General features: G+C 71.5%; 16 protein-coding genes and 1 pseudogene. 9 read left to right on the plus strand and 8 right to left on the minus strand.

Annotated elements, in window-relative coordinates:
- The first annotated feature begins 121 nt into the window (after window positions 1-121).
- On the plus strand, window positions 122-994 hold the full coding sequence (locus ACIBKX_RS26440) for an alpha/beta fold hydrolase (RefSeq protein WP_363275052.1): 873 nt from the start codon (window positions 122-124) through the stop codon (window positions 992-994).
- Window positions 995-1,063: 69 nt separating this feature from the next.
- On the opposite strand, the gene ACIBKX_RS26445 is transcribed toward ACIBKX_RS26440, so the two are convergent.
- Window positions 1,064-2,044, minus strand: coding sequence for a lytic polysaccharide monooxygenase (locus tag ACIBKX_RS26445; RefSeq protein WP_363275033.1), 981 nt, complete (start codon window positions 2,042-2,044; stop codon window positions 1,064-1,066).
- 231 nt (window positions 2,045-2,275) lie between these two features.
- Window positions 2,276-2,962 (minus strand): response regulator, encoded by a 687-nt coding sequence (locus ACIBKX_RS26450; RefSeq protein WP_363275032.1) that lies wholly within the window; start codon window positions 2,960-2,962, stop codon window positions 2,276-2,278.
- A gap of 151 nt (window positions 2,963-3,113) precedes the next feature.
- Here ACIBKX_RS26450 and ACIBKX_RS26455 point away from each other — a divergent pair, with 151 nt between their 5' ends.
- From ACIBKX_RS26455 to ACIBKX_RS26470, 4 genes are read left to right on the plus strand one after another with little or no spacing between them, the layout of a single operon-like run.
- The gene (locus ACIBKX_RS26455; RefSeq protein ID WP_363275051.1) at window positions 3,114-4,097 is read left to right on the plus strand and encodes a tripartite tricarboxylate transporter substrate binding protein; all 984 of its coding nucleotides are present in this window, start codon (window positions 3,114-3,116) and stop codon (window positions 4,095-4,097) included.
- Complete coding sequence (locus ACIBKX_RS26460; protein WP_363275030.1) at window positions 4,097-4,636, plus strand: tripartite tricarboxylate transporter TctB family protein; 540 nt, start codon at window positions 4,097-4,099, stop codon at window positions 4,634-4,636. The genes ACIBKX_RS26455 and ACIBKX_RS26460 overlap by 1 nt, the downstream gene beginning before the upstream one ends.
- A gap of 1 nt (window position 4,637) precedes the next feature.
- Window positions 4,638-6,146, plus strand: coding sequence for a tripartite tricarboxylate transporter permease (locus tag ACIBKX_RS26465; protein ID WP_363275029.1), 1,509 nt, complete (start codon window positions 4,638-4,640; stop codon window positions 6,144-6,146).
- A complete protein-coding gene (locus ACIBKX_RS26470) occupies window positions 6,143-6,586 on the plus strand; it encodes a GNAT family N-acetyltransferase (protein WP_363275028.1) in 444 nt (147 codons plus the stop codon). The genes ACIBKX_RS26465 and ACIBKX_RS26470 overlap by 4 nt, the downstream gene beginning before the upstream one ends.
- Window positions 6,587-6,620: 34 nt before the next feature.
- Here the strand turns inward: ACIBKX_RS26470 and ACIBKX_RS26475 are convergent, their stop codons facing one another.
- Window positions 6,621-6,761 carry a hypothetical protein gene (locus ACIBKX_RS26475; protein ID WP_363275027.1) on the minus strand — a complete coding sequence of 47 codons (141 nt, stop codon included), beginning with the start codon at window positions 6,759-6,761 and terminating at the stop codon, window positions 6,621-6,623.
- 145 nt (window positions 6,762-6,906) lie between these two features.
- Window positions 6,907-7,650 carry a metallophosphoesterase gene (locus tag ACIBKX_RS26480; protein WP_363275025.1) on the minus strand — a complete coding sequence of 248 codons (744 nt, stop codon included), beginning with the start codon at window positions 7,648-7,650 and terminating at the stop codon, window positions 6,907-6,909.
- Window positions 7,651-7,746: 96 nt separating this feature from the next.
- Here ACIBKX_RS26480 and ACIBKX_RS26485 point away from each other — a divergent pair, with 96 nt between their 5' ends.
- The gene (locus ACIBKX_RS26485; RefSeq protein ID WP_363275024.1) at window positions 7,747-8,346 is read left to right on the plus strand and encodes an ABATE domain-containing protein; all 600 of its coding nucleotides are present in this window, start codon (window positions 7,747-7,749) and stop codon (window positions 8,344-8,346) included.
- Here ACIBKX_RS26485 and ACIBKX_RS26490 read toward each other — a convergent pair.
- Window positions 8,328-8,855, minus strand: coding sequence for a DUF402 domain-containing protein (locus tag ACIBKX_RS26490; protein WP_363275023.1), 528 nt, complete (start codon window positions 8,853-8,855; stop codon window positions 8,328-8,330). The genes ACIBKX_RS26485 and ACIBKX_RS26490 overlap by 19 nt on opposite strands.
- Entirely contained in the window at window positions 8,836-9,774 is a 939-nt protein-coding gene (locus ACIBKX_RS26495; RefSeq protein ID WP_363275022.1) for a GNAT family N-acetyltransferase, read from the minus strand. Before ACIBKX_RS26495 ends, ACIBKX_RS26490 begins: the two co-directional genes overlap by 20 nt.
- 70 nt (window positions 9,775-9,844) lie before the next feature.
- On the opposite strand from ACIBKX_RS26495, the gene ACIBKX_RS26500 reads away from it, so the two are divergent.
- Window positions 9,845-10,237, plus strand: coding sequence for a GntR family transcriptional regulator (locus ACIBKX_RS26500; protein WP_363275021.1), 393 nt, complete (start codon window positions 9,845-9,847; stop codon window positions 10,235-10,237).
- Window positions 10,238-10,433: 196 nt separating this feature from the next.
- Here the strand turns inward: ACIBKX_RS26500 and ACIBKX_RS26505 are convergent, their stop codons facing one another.
- Window positions 10,434-11,309, minus strand: coding sequence for a LysR family transcriptional regulator (locus ACIBKX_RS26505; RefSeq protein ID WP_363275050.1), 876 nt, complete (start codon window positions 11,307-11,309; stop codon window positions 10,434-10,436).
- A 79-nt stretch (window positions 11,310-11,388) separates the two neighbouring features.
- On the opposite strand from ACIBKX_RS26505, the pseudogene ACIBKX_RS26510 reads away from it, so the two are divergent.
- Window positions 11,389-12,258 (plus strand): annotated as a pseudogene (locus ACIBKX_RS26510) (EamA family transporter); the annotation flags it as partial.
- A 1-nt stretch (window position 12,259) separates the two neighbouring features.
- Here ACIBKX_RS26510 and ACIBKX_RS26515 read toward each other — a convergent pair.
- Complete coding sequence (locus tag ACIBKX_RS26515) at window positions 12,260-13,354, minus strand: DUF5925 domain-containing protein (RefSeq protein WP_363275020.1); 1,095 nt, start codon at window positions 13,352-13,354, stop codon at window positions 12,260-12,262.
- A gap of 146 nt (window positions 13,355-13,500) precedes the next feature.
- On the opposite strand from ACIBKX_RS26515, the gene ACIBKX_RS26520 reads away from it, so the two are divergent.
- The coding region (locus ACIBKX_RS26520) for a hypothetical protein (RefSeq protein WP_399376192.1) at window positions 13,501-15,026 on the plus strand (1,526 nt) is incomplete at its 3' end.

The following is a 15,026-nucleotide window of genomic DNA, read 5'->3' on the forward strand; positions in this document are numbered from 1 at the left end:
TCACACTTTTACTACTCGCCCGTAATTTGGCGTGTGCACGGCATCCTCGTGATCCGGATCACAGGGCTCACTCATCGTCACTTCCTTGAGCAACTCCCTTGAGCCGCAAGGAGATCACCCGATGCTGCCCTGGAGAAGAGCGCTCAGAGCGCTTGCCGCCGCCCTGCTCATGACGGGCGCGCTCACCCTCACCCCGGCCTCCGCCGCATCCGCGTCCGCGAACTCGACCTCGAACTCGACCTCGTCGAGCGGCTGGAACGACTACGACTGCGAGCCGTCCGCCGCCCACCCCCGCCCGGTCGTCCTCGTGCACGGCACCTTCGGCAACTCCATCGACAACTGGGTCGTCCTGGCGCCCTACTTGGTGAAGCGCGGCTACTGCGTCTTCTCCCTGGACTACGGCCAGCTGCCCGGCGTGCCGTTCTTCAACGGGCTCGGCCCGATCGACAAGTCGGCCGAGCAGCTCGACGCCTTCGTCGACAAGGTGCTCGCCGCGACGGGCGCCCCGAAGGCGGACCTCGTCGGCCACTCGCAGGGCGGCATGATGCCCCGCCACTACCTGAAGTTCCTCGGCGGCGCCCAGAAGGTGAACGCCCTGATCGGCCTCGCGCCCGACAACCACGGCACCACCCTGCTCGGCCTGACCAAGCTGCTGCCCTACTTCCCCGGCATCGAGGACCTGCTCACCACCAAGACGCCGAGCCTCGCCGACCAGATCGCCGGATCGCCGTTCCTGACCAGGCTCAACGCGGGCGGCGACACCGTGCCCGGGGTGCGCTACACCGTCATCGCCACCAGGTACGACCAGGTGGTCACCCCGTACCGGACACAGTTCCTCGACGGTCCGAACGTACGCAATGTGACCGTCCAGGACCTGTGCCCCGTCGACGTCTCCGAGCATGTCGCGATCGGGATCCTGGACCGGGTCGCCCACCACGAGGTCGCCAACGCGCTGGATCCGGCGCACGCGACGCCGACGAACTGCTTCTCGTGACGCACAGAGCCGCCGCCGACTGGGCTCGGCGGCGGCTCTGCGGACCGGGTGACCCGGCGGCTCAGCGGCTCAGCGGCCGTGTCGTGCCGTCCGGCGGCGGGCCGTGGCGAACATGGCCGCGGCGCCGACGGCGAGGGCGGCGGCGCCGCCGATCGCGATGTACGGGGTGTTGCTGTCGCCGCCGGTCTCGGCGAGGTTCTCGTTCGCGGCGGCCGCGGGCTTCTCGGCGGCGCCGTTCACCTCGGGCTCGTTGGCGGCGGTGTCGTCGGCGGGCGCGGCCTCGGTGGCCTCGGCGCCCGTCTTGGCATCGTCGTCACCGTGGCCCTGGTGCTCGACGGTGGACTTCTCGGCACCGGCCGCGATGTCCTTCTCGGAGGGCGCGGAGGCGGTCGGGGCCGGGGCGGTGGCGCCGCTGTCCTTGCCGAAGACGACGTCCGAGCAGGTGTAGAAGGCCTCGGGGGAGTCCGAGCGCTGCCAGATCGAGTAGATCAAGTGGCGGCCCGACTTGGCGGGGACCTTGCCGTCGAAGACGTAGTCGCCGTTCTCCATCTTCGGGTCGGTGACCTTGACGAAGGGCTTCTCCTCCAGGTCCGACCACTTCAGGGGCTTGGTCGGGTCGTACGAGTCCTTCGTGACGTACAGCTCGAAGGAGCCCTTGTGCGGGGCGGTGCCCTTGTAGCGGAACGTGTGGTTTCCGGCGGCGAGCTTGCTGGACGGCCAGTCGGCGCGCGGCAGGTCGAGGCCCTTGTACTTGTCGTTGCCGGCGCTGCACAGCTTGCCGTCGGGGATGATCTCCTTCGACTTGCCCGCGGCGTTGGCGATGTTCACGCCGTTCCAGTCGTAGAAGGCCTGCGTGCCGCTGGCGGCGACGGCGGCCTTGCAGGCGGCCGACTTCGGGGACTCAGGGCCCTCCTGGAAGCAGGCGGAGACCCGGCTGACCGGGTCCGTCATCGAGCCGTGCGCGGCGGCGGGCGTGACCGAGAGGGCGGTCAGCGCGAGCGGGGCGATGCCCGCGGCGGCGACGGCGGCGACCTTGCGACGTGCGGTCATGGGTGGTTCTCCTCAGCGGCGGATCTGGGGGGTGGGGGACACGAGACGGTCGCGAACGGCCGGTGCCGCCCCCCGAGTCACGTGCGGCGCCGACGGTTCGTGACCGGCCCGGCGAGCAGAAAGCTAGCCGCTGAAATCCCCGGATTCGCCTGCTGAGGGCGGGTGAAGGCGATCTTTATGGTGCGGTTAAGGAAGCCCTCAGGCTCCGCTCAGGTCACGCCCGTTTTGCCCTCACCGCACCCACCGATACCTTCGCTCCGGCCGCCCCGTCCCCCCGTACCGCAGCGTCACCTCGACCCGCCCCGTGTCCGCGAAGAACTCCAGATAGCGGCGGGCGCTGACCCGCGAGAGTGCGCCCTCCTGCGCGCACTCCGAGGCGGAGAGGCCGTCCGGATGCCGGCGCAGGGTCTGCTCGACCAGGTCGGCGGTGTGCGCGGCGAGGCCCTTCGGCAGCTCCCGCGAGCCGGGCGGGCGCGTCCCGAAGATCTGGTCGACGTCCTCCTGGCGCGCCTCGTCCAGACCGTCGAGGCGGGCCCGCAGCGCCGCCACATGCCGCAACTGCTCGCTCAGCGCCGCCTGGTTGAACGGTTTGATGAGGTAGTGCAGCGCTCCCGCCCGCAGCGCCGCCCGCACGATCCCCGCGTCCCGCGCCGCCGTGATGAACAGCGCGTCCACCGGCTGTCGCGCCCGGTCCCGCTCCTCCACGGCCCGCAGCTCCCGGAGTACCGCGATGCCGTCCATGTCGGGCAGATACACATCAAGGAGTACGAGATCGGGGCGCAGCCGCTCGGCGGCCGCCAGCGCCTCCGCGCCGCTGTGCGCCACCCCCACCACCGAGAATCCGTCCACCGCGGACACATAACGGCTGTGCAGCTTGGCGACCATGAAGTCGTCGTCCACGACCAGCACCCTTGTCATCGCCGCAGGCTATGGGCGCGACCACAACGACCACAACGTCCGTTGATTCCGGAAGAGAGACAGCTTCTTAACGTGCGGGCAACATGTGGGCCACCTCACAGGCTTATCGCGCCTTTATCCGCATTCGACGTACCGACAGGTGGTGGCACACGTGCGTCTGCGCACACCCCTCGCCCTGCTCGGGGCCGCGCTGCTCGTGCTCGCGGGGCCGCCGCTGCTCACGACCGGCAGCGGCGCCGAGACCGGCACCCAGATCCCCGGACTGCGCTTCATGGTCCCCAATACGCCGGGCGGCGGCTACGACATCACCGCCCGCACCGCGGCGAAGAACGCCGAGGACGCCGGACTCACCCACAACATCGAGGTGTTCAACCTGCCCGGCGCGGGCGGCACCGTGGGCCTGACCCGCCTCGTCGGCGAGCACGGCAACGGCAAGCTCGCCATGTCCATGGGGCTTGGAGTCGTGGGTGCCGCGCGCTCCAACGACTCGCCCAAGACCCTCGCCGACACCACCCCCATCGCCCGCCTCACCGAAGAGCCGGACGTCGTCGTGGTCGCCAAGGACTCGCCATACAAGGACATCAGGCAGCTGATCACCGCCTGGAAGAAGAACCCGGGCAAACTCCCCGTCGGCGGCGGCTCTTCGCCCGGCGGCCCCGACCACCTCGCCCCGATGCTGATGGCGCGGGCCGCCGGGATCGCCCCGAAGAAGGTCAACTACGTTCCCTTCGACGGCGGCGGCGAACTCCTCGCCTCGATCCTCGGCAAGAAGGTCGCCTTCGGCGTCTCGGGCGTCGGCGAGTACCTGGACCAGATCAAGTCGGGCGAGCTGCGGCTGCTGGCGGTGACCGGGCCGGAGCGCGTCGACGGCCTGGACGGACCCACCCTCAAGGAGTCCGGCTACGACGTGGACTTCACCAACTGGCGCGGCATCGTCGCCCCGCCGGGACTCTCCGAAGCCGAGCGCAAGAAACTCACCGGGCTGATCCGCGAGCTCCACGACTCCCCGGAGTGGCAGAAGTCCCTCAAGACCAACGGCTGGGACGACGCCTTCCTCACCGGCGACAAGTTCGGCGACTTCCTGGACGCCCAGGACAAGCGCGTGGTGTCCGTCCTGAAGGAGCTGGGACTGTGATGACGACGACCACCGAAACTCCGCCGGAGGAGCGCGGAAACGCCCGCCGCTCCTGGCTGCGCGAGCACTCCGAACTCGGCGTGTGCGTCATGCTGTTGGCCCTCGGCGTGCTCGTCCTCACCGACGCGCTCACCATGGACGTCGACATCGCCCAGCGCGGCCCCATCGGCCCCAAGACCGTACCGATCGTCGTGGGCATCGGACTCCTGGTGATCGCCGTCGCCCTCGCGGTGGACGTGCTGCGCGGCGGCCGCGGCGAGGCCGAGGGCGGCGAGGACATCGACCTGTCCGAACCCGCGGACTGGCGCACCGTGCTGTTGCTCGCCGGAGTCTTCCTCGGCGCCGCCGTCCTCATCGAGCCGCTCGGCTTCCCCGTCGCGGGAGCGCTGCTCTTCTGGGGCGCCGCGTACGCGCTGGGCAGCCGCCACCTGGACCGCGATCCGCTGATCGCGGCGGGGCTCTCCCTTGTCACGTACGTCGTCTTCAACAACCTGCTCGGAGTCCCGCTGCCCGGCGGCCCGCTGATGGGAGTGCTCTGACATGAACGCCCTCAACTCCCTGATGGACGGCTTCGGTACGGCCCTCACCCCCATGAACATGCTCTGGGCGGCCGTCGGCGTGCTCCTGGGCACCGCGATCGGCGTGCTGCCCGGCATCGGCCCCGCGATGGCGGTGGCGCTGCTGCTTCCCGTGACGTACGGCCTGGAGCCGACCGGCGCGTTCATCATGTTCGCCGGCATCTACTACGGGGCGATGTTCGGCGGCTCGACCACGTCCATCCTCCTGAACACGCCCGGCGAGAGCGCCGCGGTCGTGGCGGCCATGGAAGGCAACCCGATGGCCAAGGCGGGGCGGGGCGCGCAGGCGCTCGCCGCCGCGGCCATCGGCCACTTCGCGGGCGGCATGATCGGCACGATCCTCCTGGTCGCCCTCGCCCCCACGGTCGCCGACCTCGCGGTCGACATCGGGGCGCCCGACTACTTCGCCATCATGGTCCTCGCGTTCATCGCGGTGACGTCGGTCCTCGGCTCGTCCCGCATCCGGGGCCTGGCCTCCCTCCTGATCGGTCTCACCATCGGTCTGGTCGGCCTCGACCAGATGACCGGGCAGCAGCGGCTGACCTTCGGCTCGCTGCAACTCGCCGACGGCATCGACGTGGTGATCGTCGCGGTGGGGCTCTTCGCGATCGGCGAGGCGCTGTGGGTCGCGGCCCATCTGCGCCGCACCAGCGGCGAGGCGATCCCGGTGGGCCGCCCGTGGCTCGGCAAGTCGGACGTGAAGCGCACCTGGAAGTCCTGGCTGCGCGGCCCGCTCATCGGCTTCCCGTTCGGCGCGATCCCCGCGGGCGGCGCCGAGATTCCCACCTTCCTCTCCTATGTCACCGAGAAGCGCCTGTCCAAGCACAAGGAGGAGTGGGGCAAGGGCGCGATCGAGGGGGTCGCGGGCCCCGAGTCGGCGTCGTCGGCGTCGGCGGCGGGCACCCTGGTCTCCATGCTGACGCTGGGCCTGCCGACGACGGCGGTGGCGGCCGTGATGCTGGCCGCCTTCCAGCAGTACGGAATCCAGCCTGGCCCGCTGCTCTTCGAACGCGAGCCGGACCTGGTCTGGGGCCTGATCGCGTCCCTGTTCGTGGGCATGGTCCTGCTGCTGGCCCTGAACCTCCCGCTGGCCCCGGTCTGGGCGAAGCTGCTCCGCATCCCGAGGCCGTACCTCTACGCGGGCATCCTGTTCTTCGCGGCGGTGGGCGCGTACGCGGTCGGCGGCGAATCCCTCGACCTGGTGATCCTCCTGGTCATCGGCCTGATCGGCTTCGGGATGCGGCGCTACGGACTGCCGGTGCTGCCCGCCGTGATCGGCGTCATCCTCGGCCCGAACGCCGAGCAACAGCTGCGGCGTGCGCTGCAGATCAGCGACGGCAGCGTGAGCGGGCTCGTGAACACGCCCTTCTCGGTGACCGTGTACGTGATCATCGCGCTGATCGTGCTGTGGCCGCTGCTCAAGAAGGCAGTGGTGCGGGGGCGTGCCCGTGACGTAGACGTAGACGCATGACAGACGACATCCGCCCCGCCACCACCACCGACGTCCCCGCCGTGAAGACGGTGACGGACGCCGCGTACCACCACTACATCGAGCGCATCGGTGTGGTGCCCGCCCCCATGGAGGCGGATCACGCGGCGGAGGTGGCGGCGGGGCGGGTGTTCGTCACCGGGGACCCGGTCGTGGGCGTCCTGGTCCTCGTCCCGCACGAGGACCATCTCTTCCTGGACAGCATCGCGGTCCACCCCGACGCGGCGGGCCAGGGCGTGGGCCGCCGGCTCCTGGCGTTCGCGGACGCACGCGCGCGTGCCCTCGGTCTCCCCGAGATCCGCCTCTACACGAACGCGATGATGTGGGAGAACCAGAAGATCTACCCGCGCTACGGATACGAGATGGTGGAGCGCAGGGTGGACGGCCCCTACGACCGCTACCACTACCGCAAGGGCGTCTGACGCTCCGGGCCCGTCCGGCCCTACCGGGCGGGTCTCATCCGTCCGGCCACCAGGTCCGCTGGATGTCCTTGCGGACTTCGGGGCGTTCACGGGGCCGGTCCTCGGCCTCGTACTTCTCGCGGATCTGTCGGGTGGTGGGCTTACCGACGGTCTTGTGCACGGTCACACGGCGCATGGCTGCCTCCCTGTACCTACCGATGTCCAAGGCGGTACGGCTGTAGACCTCTGCCGGGAGGGTTTCTCATCGGAGGGGGATTGTCAGTGGCGGATGTCACGCTCGGGGGAAGGCGATCGACCGACCTGTCGCCCAGGAGAAGCGGTCAGAGCACCACGCGGTAGTGGGTCGTCAGGCGGTTGGTGTTGTCCAGGACGTGGAACGCCAGGGCGGGGGGCTGCGTGCGGTCCGCGGGGGACGGGCCCTCCCAGGGGAGGCGGAGCGTCCAGGTCACCGCCGGCCCGACGATCAGGGGGCGATCGGCGAAGGTCGAGGTGGCCGCCGTGTGGGCGTGGCCCGTGATCACTGCCGTGACCTGGGGGTGCTTCGCCATGAGCGCCGCCAGCTGCTCCGGGTGCTCCAGGCGGTGGGCGTCCGGAAGCGGGTGGTGGAGTGCCACCGGGGGCTGGTGGAAGGCGAGCAGGGCCGGGGTCTTCGGCGGCAGGGCGTCCAGGGTCCCGGTGATCCAGTCGTACGTCTCGGGGGCCAGGCGACCCTCGTCCCTGCCGGGGATCGTGGAGTCGCACATGAGGATCGCCGCGCGGCCGACCCGGTGTACGCGGTTGATCGGCCCCTCGGCCGGCTCCTCGCCGAGGAGGGCCTCGCGGTACGCGGTCCGTACGTCGTGGTTGCCGGGGCACGTCAGTACGGGGAACGGGGCCTTCAGGAGCTCGGCGGCCTCCTCGTACTCGGCGGGGGTGCCGTGGTCGGCGATGTCGCCGGTGACCAGGAGCGCGTCCACCGGCTGCGGAAGCTCCCCGAGGTAGTCCATGACGCGAGCGGCGCGTTCCGTGGACCGCTCGCTGCCGTCCAGGTGCAGATCGCTGATCTGGGCCAGCAGGATCGTCATCGCCCGATCCCCTCCCTAATGGTTGGCGGCTTCTTATGCGTTAGGGAATGTAAGGTGTGAGGGCGTACGTGATCAAGTGGTTCGGGAAGGGAACTCGTGGGGCGCTACCTGGCCTTGGAGCTGGCGAGCACGATCCGGCACGACGGGGACGGTGGTGTCGCCGATGATCTGGAGTCCGTGCCGGGGGCGCGGCGTTGGCTCCGGGAGCAGGAGGAGCTGCTGCCCGACGGAGTCGACGAGGGCACGCTCGTCGTCGACGAGGGGCTCCGGGAGGAAGTGGTCGGCCTGCGGCAGGCCGTGCGGGCCCTGTTCGCCCAGGCCGTGTATCCCGCTCCCGCCAGCTCCGCCGACGCGCACGGCCTGATCACCGTGGATCAGGCCGTGGCCCGGCTCAACGCCGGCGCCGCCGAGGAGCCCGTCGTGCCGCGACTGGCCTGGCACGACGAGGCGCCCCCCGAGGCGCAACTGCTGCCCGCCGCCGGGCGCGACGCCCGCTCACGGCTCACCGCCGCACTCGCCCGCGCCGCCATCGACTTCCTGACGGGACCGGAGCGCGAGCGGCTGCGCGCCTGCGCCGCGCCCCGGTGCGTGCGCTACTTCGTCAAACGGCACGGCAGGCAGGAGTGGTGCAAACCCTCCTGCGGCAACCGGGCCAGGGTCGCCCGCCACTACCGGCGTCAGCGCGAGGCGCCCTGACCGGCGGGCGGCAGGACCGGCAACCCGCCCTCGCGCGCCAGCTTCTCCAGTACGTCCAGCGCCCAGACCGCCGCTGCCGCCGCCTCCGGGTCGCTCTCGGCGAGCCCGCTCTCCGCGAACTCGTCCTCGTCCAGGCGTACGACCGTCCCGCCGTCCGCCGAGCACCACAGGTCGAGGTCCAGGTCCTCGACCGTCAGCGCCGCCCCGTCCCGCACCGCGGGCCGCGTCACATCGCAGTACCAGCCCTTCAGCTCCCCGCTCCCCGTACGGACCTCCTTCACCGCGTACCAGCGGTCACGCCAGTAGTGCTCGGTGAAGACATCACCCGGCTCGAAGCGTACGAAGCCGAAGTCCCGTACGCCGTCGGCCGCCCAGGGCGCGCGGACCGTCACCCGCACGCCGTCGTCCGCCACCACCTCCGCCGGGTAGCGGATCTTGACCCGGCCCGCCTTCACCAGGGTCACCTCTATGGTGTCCGGGCCGCCGCCCTCAGCCGAGCTCGCGGACATGCCGCACCTCCGTCGCACAGATCTCGTATCCGAACCACTTGTTGATCGCGAGCATCGGCTCGTTGCCGGCGTCGTTGCCCGTGAACGCCTCCGTGCAGCCCGCGGCGCGCGCCCGGTGCAGGGAGTCGTTCTTGGCGAGCTTCGCCAGACCCCGGCCGCGGAACGCGCGCGCCGTGCCGGTCATGCCGCTCGCATAGCGCCCCGCGCCGTCCGTGCGGGCCAGGCTGAACGCGGCCGGGCGGCCGTCCACCACGGCCACGGTCGTCAGCTCGCGGTCGACCAGGGGGTGGTTCCAGGTCTCGGCGAGCCAGTGCCCGTAGTCGGTGAACTCCGCGGCCACGTCGCTCGGTTCGTCCGCCACGGTCTCCGCGTCCAGCGCGAACAGCTCCCGCGGGTCGTCCCCGAAGTCCGCTCCCGTACGCAACTCCACGCCCTCCGGGGTCTCCTGACGCGGCGGCAGCTTGCCGCCCGCCAGGTCGAGGCGGAGGAAGTGGGCGGACCGGCTCGCGCGATAGCCCCGCTTGGCGGCGAAGTCGAGGTTCGCGGGCTCGTCTAGGACCCAGGAGAAGACGGTCGTGGCGCCCTCGCCCGCCAGATGCTCCTGTGCCGTCCGCAGGATCAGCGAACCCGCGCCGAGGCCCCGCCGGTCGGGATGGACGTACACATTCGCGTAGCCCTGGCCCGGCTCGGGGCTGTCGTACGCGATGCCGACCTGCGCCGTGCCGATGATCTCGCCGTCGGACTCGGCGACCAACTGGCGGTAGTGGGAGTCCGGATGGGCGTGCGCCAGGTCGAAGGCGACCGAGTCGGCGGTGGCGAGCATCGCCGGGACGCAGACGCGGCGGACCGCCGCGAAGGCCGCGGCGTCCGGAGTGTGATGGGGGCGCAGGGCGCGTACCAGGACGGTGGGGACGGTCATGGGGCCGCACGCTACGCGTGGCGCGCGCCGGGGTGCCTCTCATTTTCCGCCGGTGCGGGACAATCGCCGCGTGACTTTGAAGATCGAGATCGAGAGTGGCGGCGACGCGGGCGGCGGTGTGCCGCCGTACGAGCAGGTGCGGGCGCAGGTCGCCGAGCAGGCGCGGAGCGGGTCGCTGCCGGTGGGGTACAAGTTGCCCACCGTGCGGGGGCTTGCGCAGGAGTTGGGGCTGGCCGCCAATACCGTCGCCAAGGCGTATCGGGCCCTTGAGGCGGATGGGGTGATCGAGACTCGGGGGCGGCATGGGACGTTTGTGGCCGCTGCGGGGGATGCGGCTGTGCGGGAGGCTTCTGCGGCGGCGCAGGGCTTTGCCGAGCGGGTGCGCAGGCTTGGCCTCTCCGAGGCCGACGCGCTGTCCGCTGCGCGGGAGGCTCTGCGGGCGGCTTATGGGGACTCGGGGTAGGGGTAAGGCTCCTGGGCTTCACACCCGCTGCTTCGGCACCCGGCGTTGGCGTTGTGCCCACCCGTTCCGCCCTGCGGAACGCCTGCCCACAACGGGAGCGGGTAGCTTGCCCGCGACGGGAACGGCCGGGTCGCGGGCGGGTGGTGGTGCTGGGTGATCGGGTGGGTGGGTGGGAGATATCGCCGCGCAGCGGCGCCTAGACCCCCAGCACATCCAGCATCGCGGCCGTCGCCGGGCTCGGGTTGAAGCTGCTCCAGGACAAGTACTCGACGCGGCGGGGGCCGTTCAGTACGGGGACCAGGGCGAGGGCCGGGTCCGCTTCTGCCACGGGGCGGATGAAGGCCGACGGGAGCAGGGCCACGCAGAGCCCGCGGGCGATCAGCCGGGTCATCATGGCCACGCGGGCCTCGTAGGCGACATCGCGGACCAGACCCGCGGCGGCGAACGCCCGGTCCGGCTGGGCGCGGGCGGGTGACCCGGCCATGAAGTCCACGAAGGTCTCCCCGGCGATCTCCTCCAGCGTGACCTGCCGCGCCCCCGCGAGCCGATGCCCCGCCGGCACCACCAGCACATGCTCGTCGTGATCCAGGACCAGCGTCTCCACCCCTGACGGCAGCTCGTCCTCCGCCCCGCCGAGAAAGGCGATGTCCAGCTCGCCCGCCCGGATCGACGCCACCAGGTCGTCGCTGCGGCCCCCGCGCAGCACGACGCGGACGTCCGGATGCCGGGCCCGGTACCGCTGCAGCAGCTCGGGCACGTCCACCGCCGCCGTCGTCACGATCACCCCCACCGCGAGCCGCCCGCGCACCACCCCGGCCGCGGCCGCCGCGTCCACGGCCGCCCGCTCGGCGGCGGCGAGCGCCTCGCGCGCCCCGACGAGGAACGCCTCGCCCGCGCTGGTCAGCTCGACCCGGCGGCTTGACCGGGCGAACAGCCGGACGCCCAGCTCCCGTTCGAGCCCGGCGATCCGGTGACTGAGCGACGACTGCACCACGGCACACCGCTCGGCGGCCCGCGTGAAGTTCTGGGTTTCGGCGACGGCCACGACGTACCGCATCTGCTGGAGATCCACGGCAGCATCGTTCTTGTTCATGGCTGGCATCGCAACCATGCTTTGGATTCATCGCGGAGCCCGGCCGAGACTCCCTCGTATGCAGCACACGCACCGCACGCGGCACACACCGCAAGCCCTGACCGTCGCCCTCACCGCCCTCGCCCCCGCCTCCTGGGGCACCACCTACGCCGTCACCACCGAGCTGCTGCCGCCCGGACACCCGCTGTTCGCCGGGCTGCTGCGCGCCCTGCCCGCCGGGCTGATCCTGCTGGCGGTCACCCGCGTCCTGCCGCGCGGGGACTGGTGGTGGAAGGCCGCCGTCCTCGGCGTACTCAACATCGGCGCCCTGTTCCCCCTGCTGTTCGTCGCGGCCGAGCGGCTCCCCGGCGGGGTCGCCGCCACCCTCAGCGCCGCCCAGCCGCTGATGGTCGCGGGCCTGGCCGTCGGGGTTCTCCACGAACGGCCGACCGGCCGGCGCCTGGCCTGGGGCGTGCTCGGTGTGGTCGGGGTCGGCTGCGTCGTGCTCGGACCGGCGGCGCGCCTCGACCTCGTCGGGATCGCCGCGGGCCTCGGCGGCACGGCCGGCATGGCGGTCGGCGTCGTCCTCACCAAGCGCTGGGGACGTCCGCCCGGCGCGGGCCCGCTGACCGTGGCGGGCTGGCAACTGACCGTGGGCGGCCTGGTGCTGCTGCCGCTGACCCTCGCGGCCGAGGGCGCGCCGCCGCACGTCGACGCCGGAGCGCTCGGCGGCTATCTCTGGCTCGGCAGCATGGGCGGGCTCATCTCGTTCCCGCTCTGGTTCCGCGGCGTCGGCAAGCTGCCCGTCGGCGCGTCCGCACCGCTGGTGCTGCTGTCCCCGCTGGTCGCGGCCGTCGTCGGCATCGCGCTCGGCGAGTCCCTGAACCCGCTGCAGTCCGCCGGGTTCGCCCTCGCCCTCGCAGCCCTGCTCGCCGCGCAGCTCACCCCGGCTACAGGTAGAGCCCCGAGTCCGCCCCGTCCCGCGGATCCGGCACCGACGTCGGCGACGATCCCCGCCGCAGCGCGTACAGCTCCGCCAGCGTCGCGCCCTCACGGGAGATCCCCTCGGGAGAGCCGAGCCACGACACCGCCTCCGGGTGGGTGAGCCCGCCCACCTCGATCCGGGCGAGACAGCGGCCGGGGCGGACGACCGCCGGGTGCAGGCGCTCCAGGTCCTCGTTGGTGGTGACACCGACGAGGACGTTGCGGCCCTGGCCGAGCAGTCCGTCCGTGAGGTTGAGCAGACGGGACAGCGCCTGGCCCGCCGTGTGCTTCGCCTCGCCCCTGATCAGCTCGTCGCAGTCCTCCAGGAGCAGCAGCCGCCAGCGGCCCTTCGCGGTGCCGTCGTCCTCACCGATCGCGATGTCCATCAGATAGCCGACGTCGCTGAACAGCCGCTCCGGGTCCAGGACGCAGTCCACCTGGCACCAGTCCCGCCAGGACCGGGCCAGCGTCCGCAGGGCCGACGTCTTGCCCGTGCCCGGCGGTCCGTGCAGCAGCAGGAGCCGGCCCGAGATGTCCTCCGGAGTGGTCTTCATCAGGGTGTCCATCGCCTCGGCGACCGGCGCCGTGTAGTTCTCCCGCACCTCCTCCCACGTACCGGCGGAGATCTGTCGCGTGGTGCGGTGCGGGCCGCGCCGCGGCGACACGTACCAGAAGCCCATCGTCACGTTGTCCGGCTGCGGTTCGGGCTCGTCCTGCGCGCCGTCCGTCGCCTGCCCCAGGACCTTCTCCGCGAGCTCGGCGGTCGTCGCCGTCACCGTGACGTCCGCGCCGCGGTTCCAGCGGGAGATCAGCAGCGTCCAGCCTTCGCCCTCGGCGAGCGTCGCGCTGCGGTCGTCGTCGCGGGCCGCCCGCAGCACCTTCGCGTCCGGCGGAAGCAGCGTGGAACCCGACTTGACGCGGTCGATGTTGGCGCTGTGCGAGAACGGCTGCTCGCCGGTGGCGAAGCGGCCGAGAAAGAGGGCGTCCACGACATCCGACGGGGAGTCGCTGTCGTCGACGTTGAGCCGGATCGGCAGGGCGTCCTGTGGGTTCGCAGACATGCCGCCATGATCCGGCACGCATGCGCCCTTGTGCATCCCGGTTTACGTACTCCGTGCCGACGTACGCCGTCGCCCGCCGGGCCCGTTACAGAGCTGTGGTACGGAATCTGTGCTACCGGCAACTCGCGCCGTTACTCTTGCCCCTGATGGGACGTCATGGGTGGAATTCGGGGGCACTGCGGTGGCGGCTCACCGCGTTGCTCGGCGTTGGTGTGGCCGCACTGGCCCTGGTCCTGACCGTCATCACCACGCTCCCCGATGACGGCGACGGCACCAAGGGCACCACGCGCGACGGCGACAAGGTGCACGGCACCCCCGCCGTCCCGCCCGGCGACGCCAAGCCGGACGTCGGCTGGGGCTTCACGCACACGCAGTACAGCGCCGACGAGGGCGAGGACGCCGCCGTGCAGCGCGCCGAGTCGACGCTCGCCGGACTGCCGCGCCCGCTCCCGCAGATCCAGCACATCATGGGCTGGGGAGCCAGTAACCCCGAGCCCGTCAAGGGCCGTTACGACTTTTCCGAGATGGACCGGCGGATGGACTTCATCCGCGCCACCGACGGCACGCCCGTGGTGACCCTGTGCTGCGCCCCGGACTGGATGAAGGGCGGCGAGCCCGGCGCGGACAACACCGACTGGAGCGAGGCGGCCCTGGAGACCGCGCCGGACCGCGCCCACTACAAGGACTTCGCCCGGCTCGCCGCGACGGTCGCCAAGCGCTATCCGGACGTACGCCACTTCATCGTCTGGAACGAGTTCAAGGGCTTCTGGAACAACGAGAAGGCCCGCTGGGACTACGAGGGCTACACCGAGCTCTACAACCTCGTCTACAAGGAGCTCAAGAAGGTCAACAAGGACATCATGGTGGGCGGCCCCTACCTGGTGATGGACAGCGTCGACCCGCGCCAGACGGAGGACGCGTCGGACACGGTCAAGGGCCCCTGGGGCCGCATGGACCAGCGGGTCCTCGACGCCTTCGACTACTGGAACAAGAACAAGGCGGGCGCCGACTTCGTGGTCGTCGACGGCTCCAGCTACACCGCCGACGACGAGATGCTCCCCGACGAGTTCAAGGCCACACAGAAACTCACGGCGGTCGGCGAGTGGGTCCGCAAGCGCACCGGTGACCTGCCGCTGTGGTGGGCCGAGTACTACGTGGAGCCGGGCGACAGCAACGACGACCGCGACGACTGGTCCGAGGCGCACCGCGTCGCCGTGCAGGCCACCGGCCTGATGGCGATGGTCCGCGGCGGCGCGAGCAGCGGCTTCTACTGGAACCCGCAGAACAAGGGCGCCAGTTGCGCGGGCTGTCTGTGGCGCTCGACGCGGCTCGAGGACGGCGGCACGGCGCTGCCGATGCTGAAGATGCTCTCCCGGTTCAGCGACGCCTTCCCGCCCGGCACCGAGTACGAGAAGGTCTCCGTCGCCGCCGACGACGTACCGAATGTGAGCGTCCTCGCCGACGACAGGACGGTGCTCGTCGTGAACCACCTGGACCGGACGATCAACGCGAAGGTCGACGGGAAGCGGTTCGAGATGCGGGGGTACGAGGTGAAGTGGGGGGGGGGGGGGGGCGCGGGGGCCCCCCCCCCCCCCCCCCACCCCCCCCCCCCCACACCCCCGCCCCCCCCCCCCCGGCCCCCCCCGCCCCCGGCCCCCCCGCCCCCCCACCC

Origin of the sequence: Streptomyces sp. NPDC050658, from assembly GCF_044457025.1 — a bacterium.
GTDB lineage: Bacteria > Actinomycetota > Actinomycetes > Streptomycetales > Streptomycetaceae > Streptomyces.

Bases quoted from the DNA above. Each gene is read 5' to 3' on its own strand.
- ACIBKX_RS26515 (WP_363275020.1), bottom strand. From the start codon at position 13,354: ATGTCTGCGAACCCACAGGACGCCCTGCCGATCCGGCTCAACGTCGAC.
- ACIBKX_RS26480 (WP_363275025.1), bottom strand. From the start codon at position 7,650: ATGACGATCCTGCTGGCCCAGATCAGCGATCTGCACCTGGACGGCAGC.
- ACIBKX_RS26445 (WP_363275033.1), bottom strand. From the start codon at position 2,044: ATGACCGCACGTCGCAAGGTCGCCGCCGTCGCCGCCGCGGGCATCGCC.
- ACIBKX_RS26490 (WP_363275023.1), bottom strand. From the start codon at position 8,855: ATGTCCGCGAGCTCGGCTGAGGGCGGCGGCCCGGACACCATAGAGGTG.
- ACIBKX_RS26440 (WP_363275052.1), top strand. From the start codon at position 122: ATGCTGCCCTGGAGAAGAGCGCTCAGAGCGCTTGCCGCCGCCCTGCTC.
- ACIBKX_RS26460 (WP_363275030.1), top strand. From the start codon at position 4,097: ATGACGACGACCACCGAAACTCCGCCGGAGGAGCGCGGAAACGCCCGC.
- ACIBKX_RS26475 (WP_363275027.1), bottom strand. From the start codon at position 6,761: ATGCGCCGTGTGACCGTGCACAAGACCGTCGGTAAGCCCACCACCCGA.
- ACIBKX_RS26495 (WP_363275022.1), bottom strand. From the start codon at position 9,774: ATGACCGTCCCCACCGTCCTGGTACGCGCCCTGCGCCCCCATCACACT.
- ACIBKX_RS26470 (WP_363275028.1), top strand. From the start codon at position 6,143: ATGACAGACGACATCCGCCCCGCCACCACCACCGACGTCCCCGCCGTG.
- ACIBKX_RS26450 (WP_363275032.1), bottom strand. From the start codon at position 2,962: ATGACAAGGGTGCTGGTCGTGGACGACGACTTCATGGTCGCCAAGCTG.
- ACIBKX_RS26465 (WP_363275029.1), top strand. From the start codon at position 4,638: ATGAACGCCCTCAACTCCCTGATGGACGGCTTCGGTACGGCCCTCACC.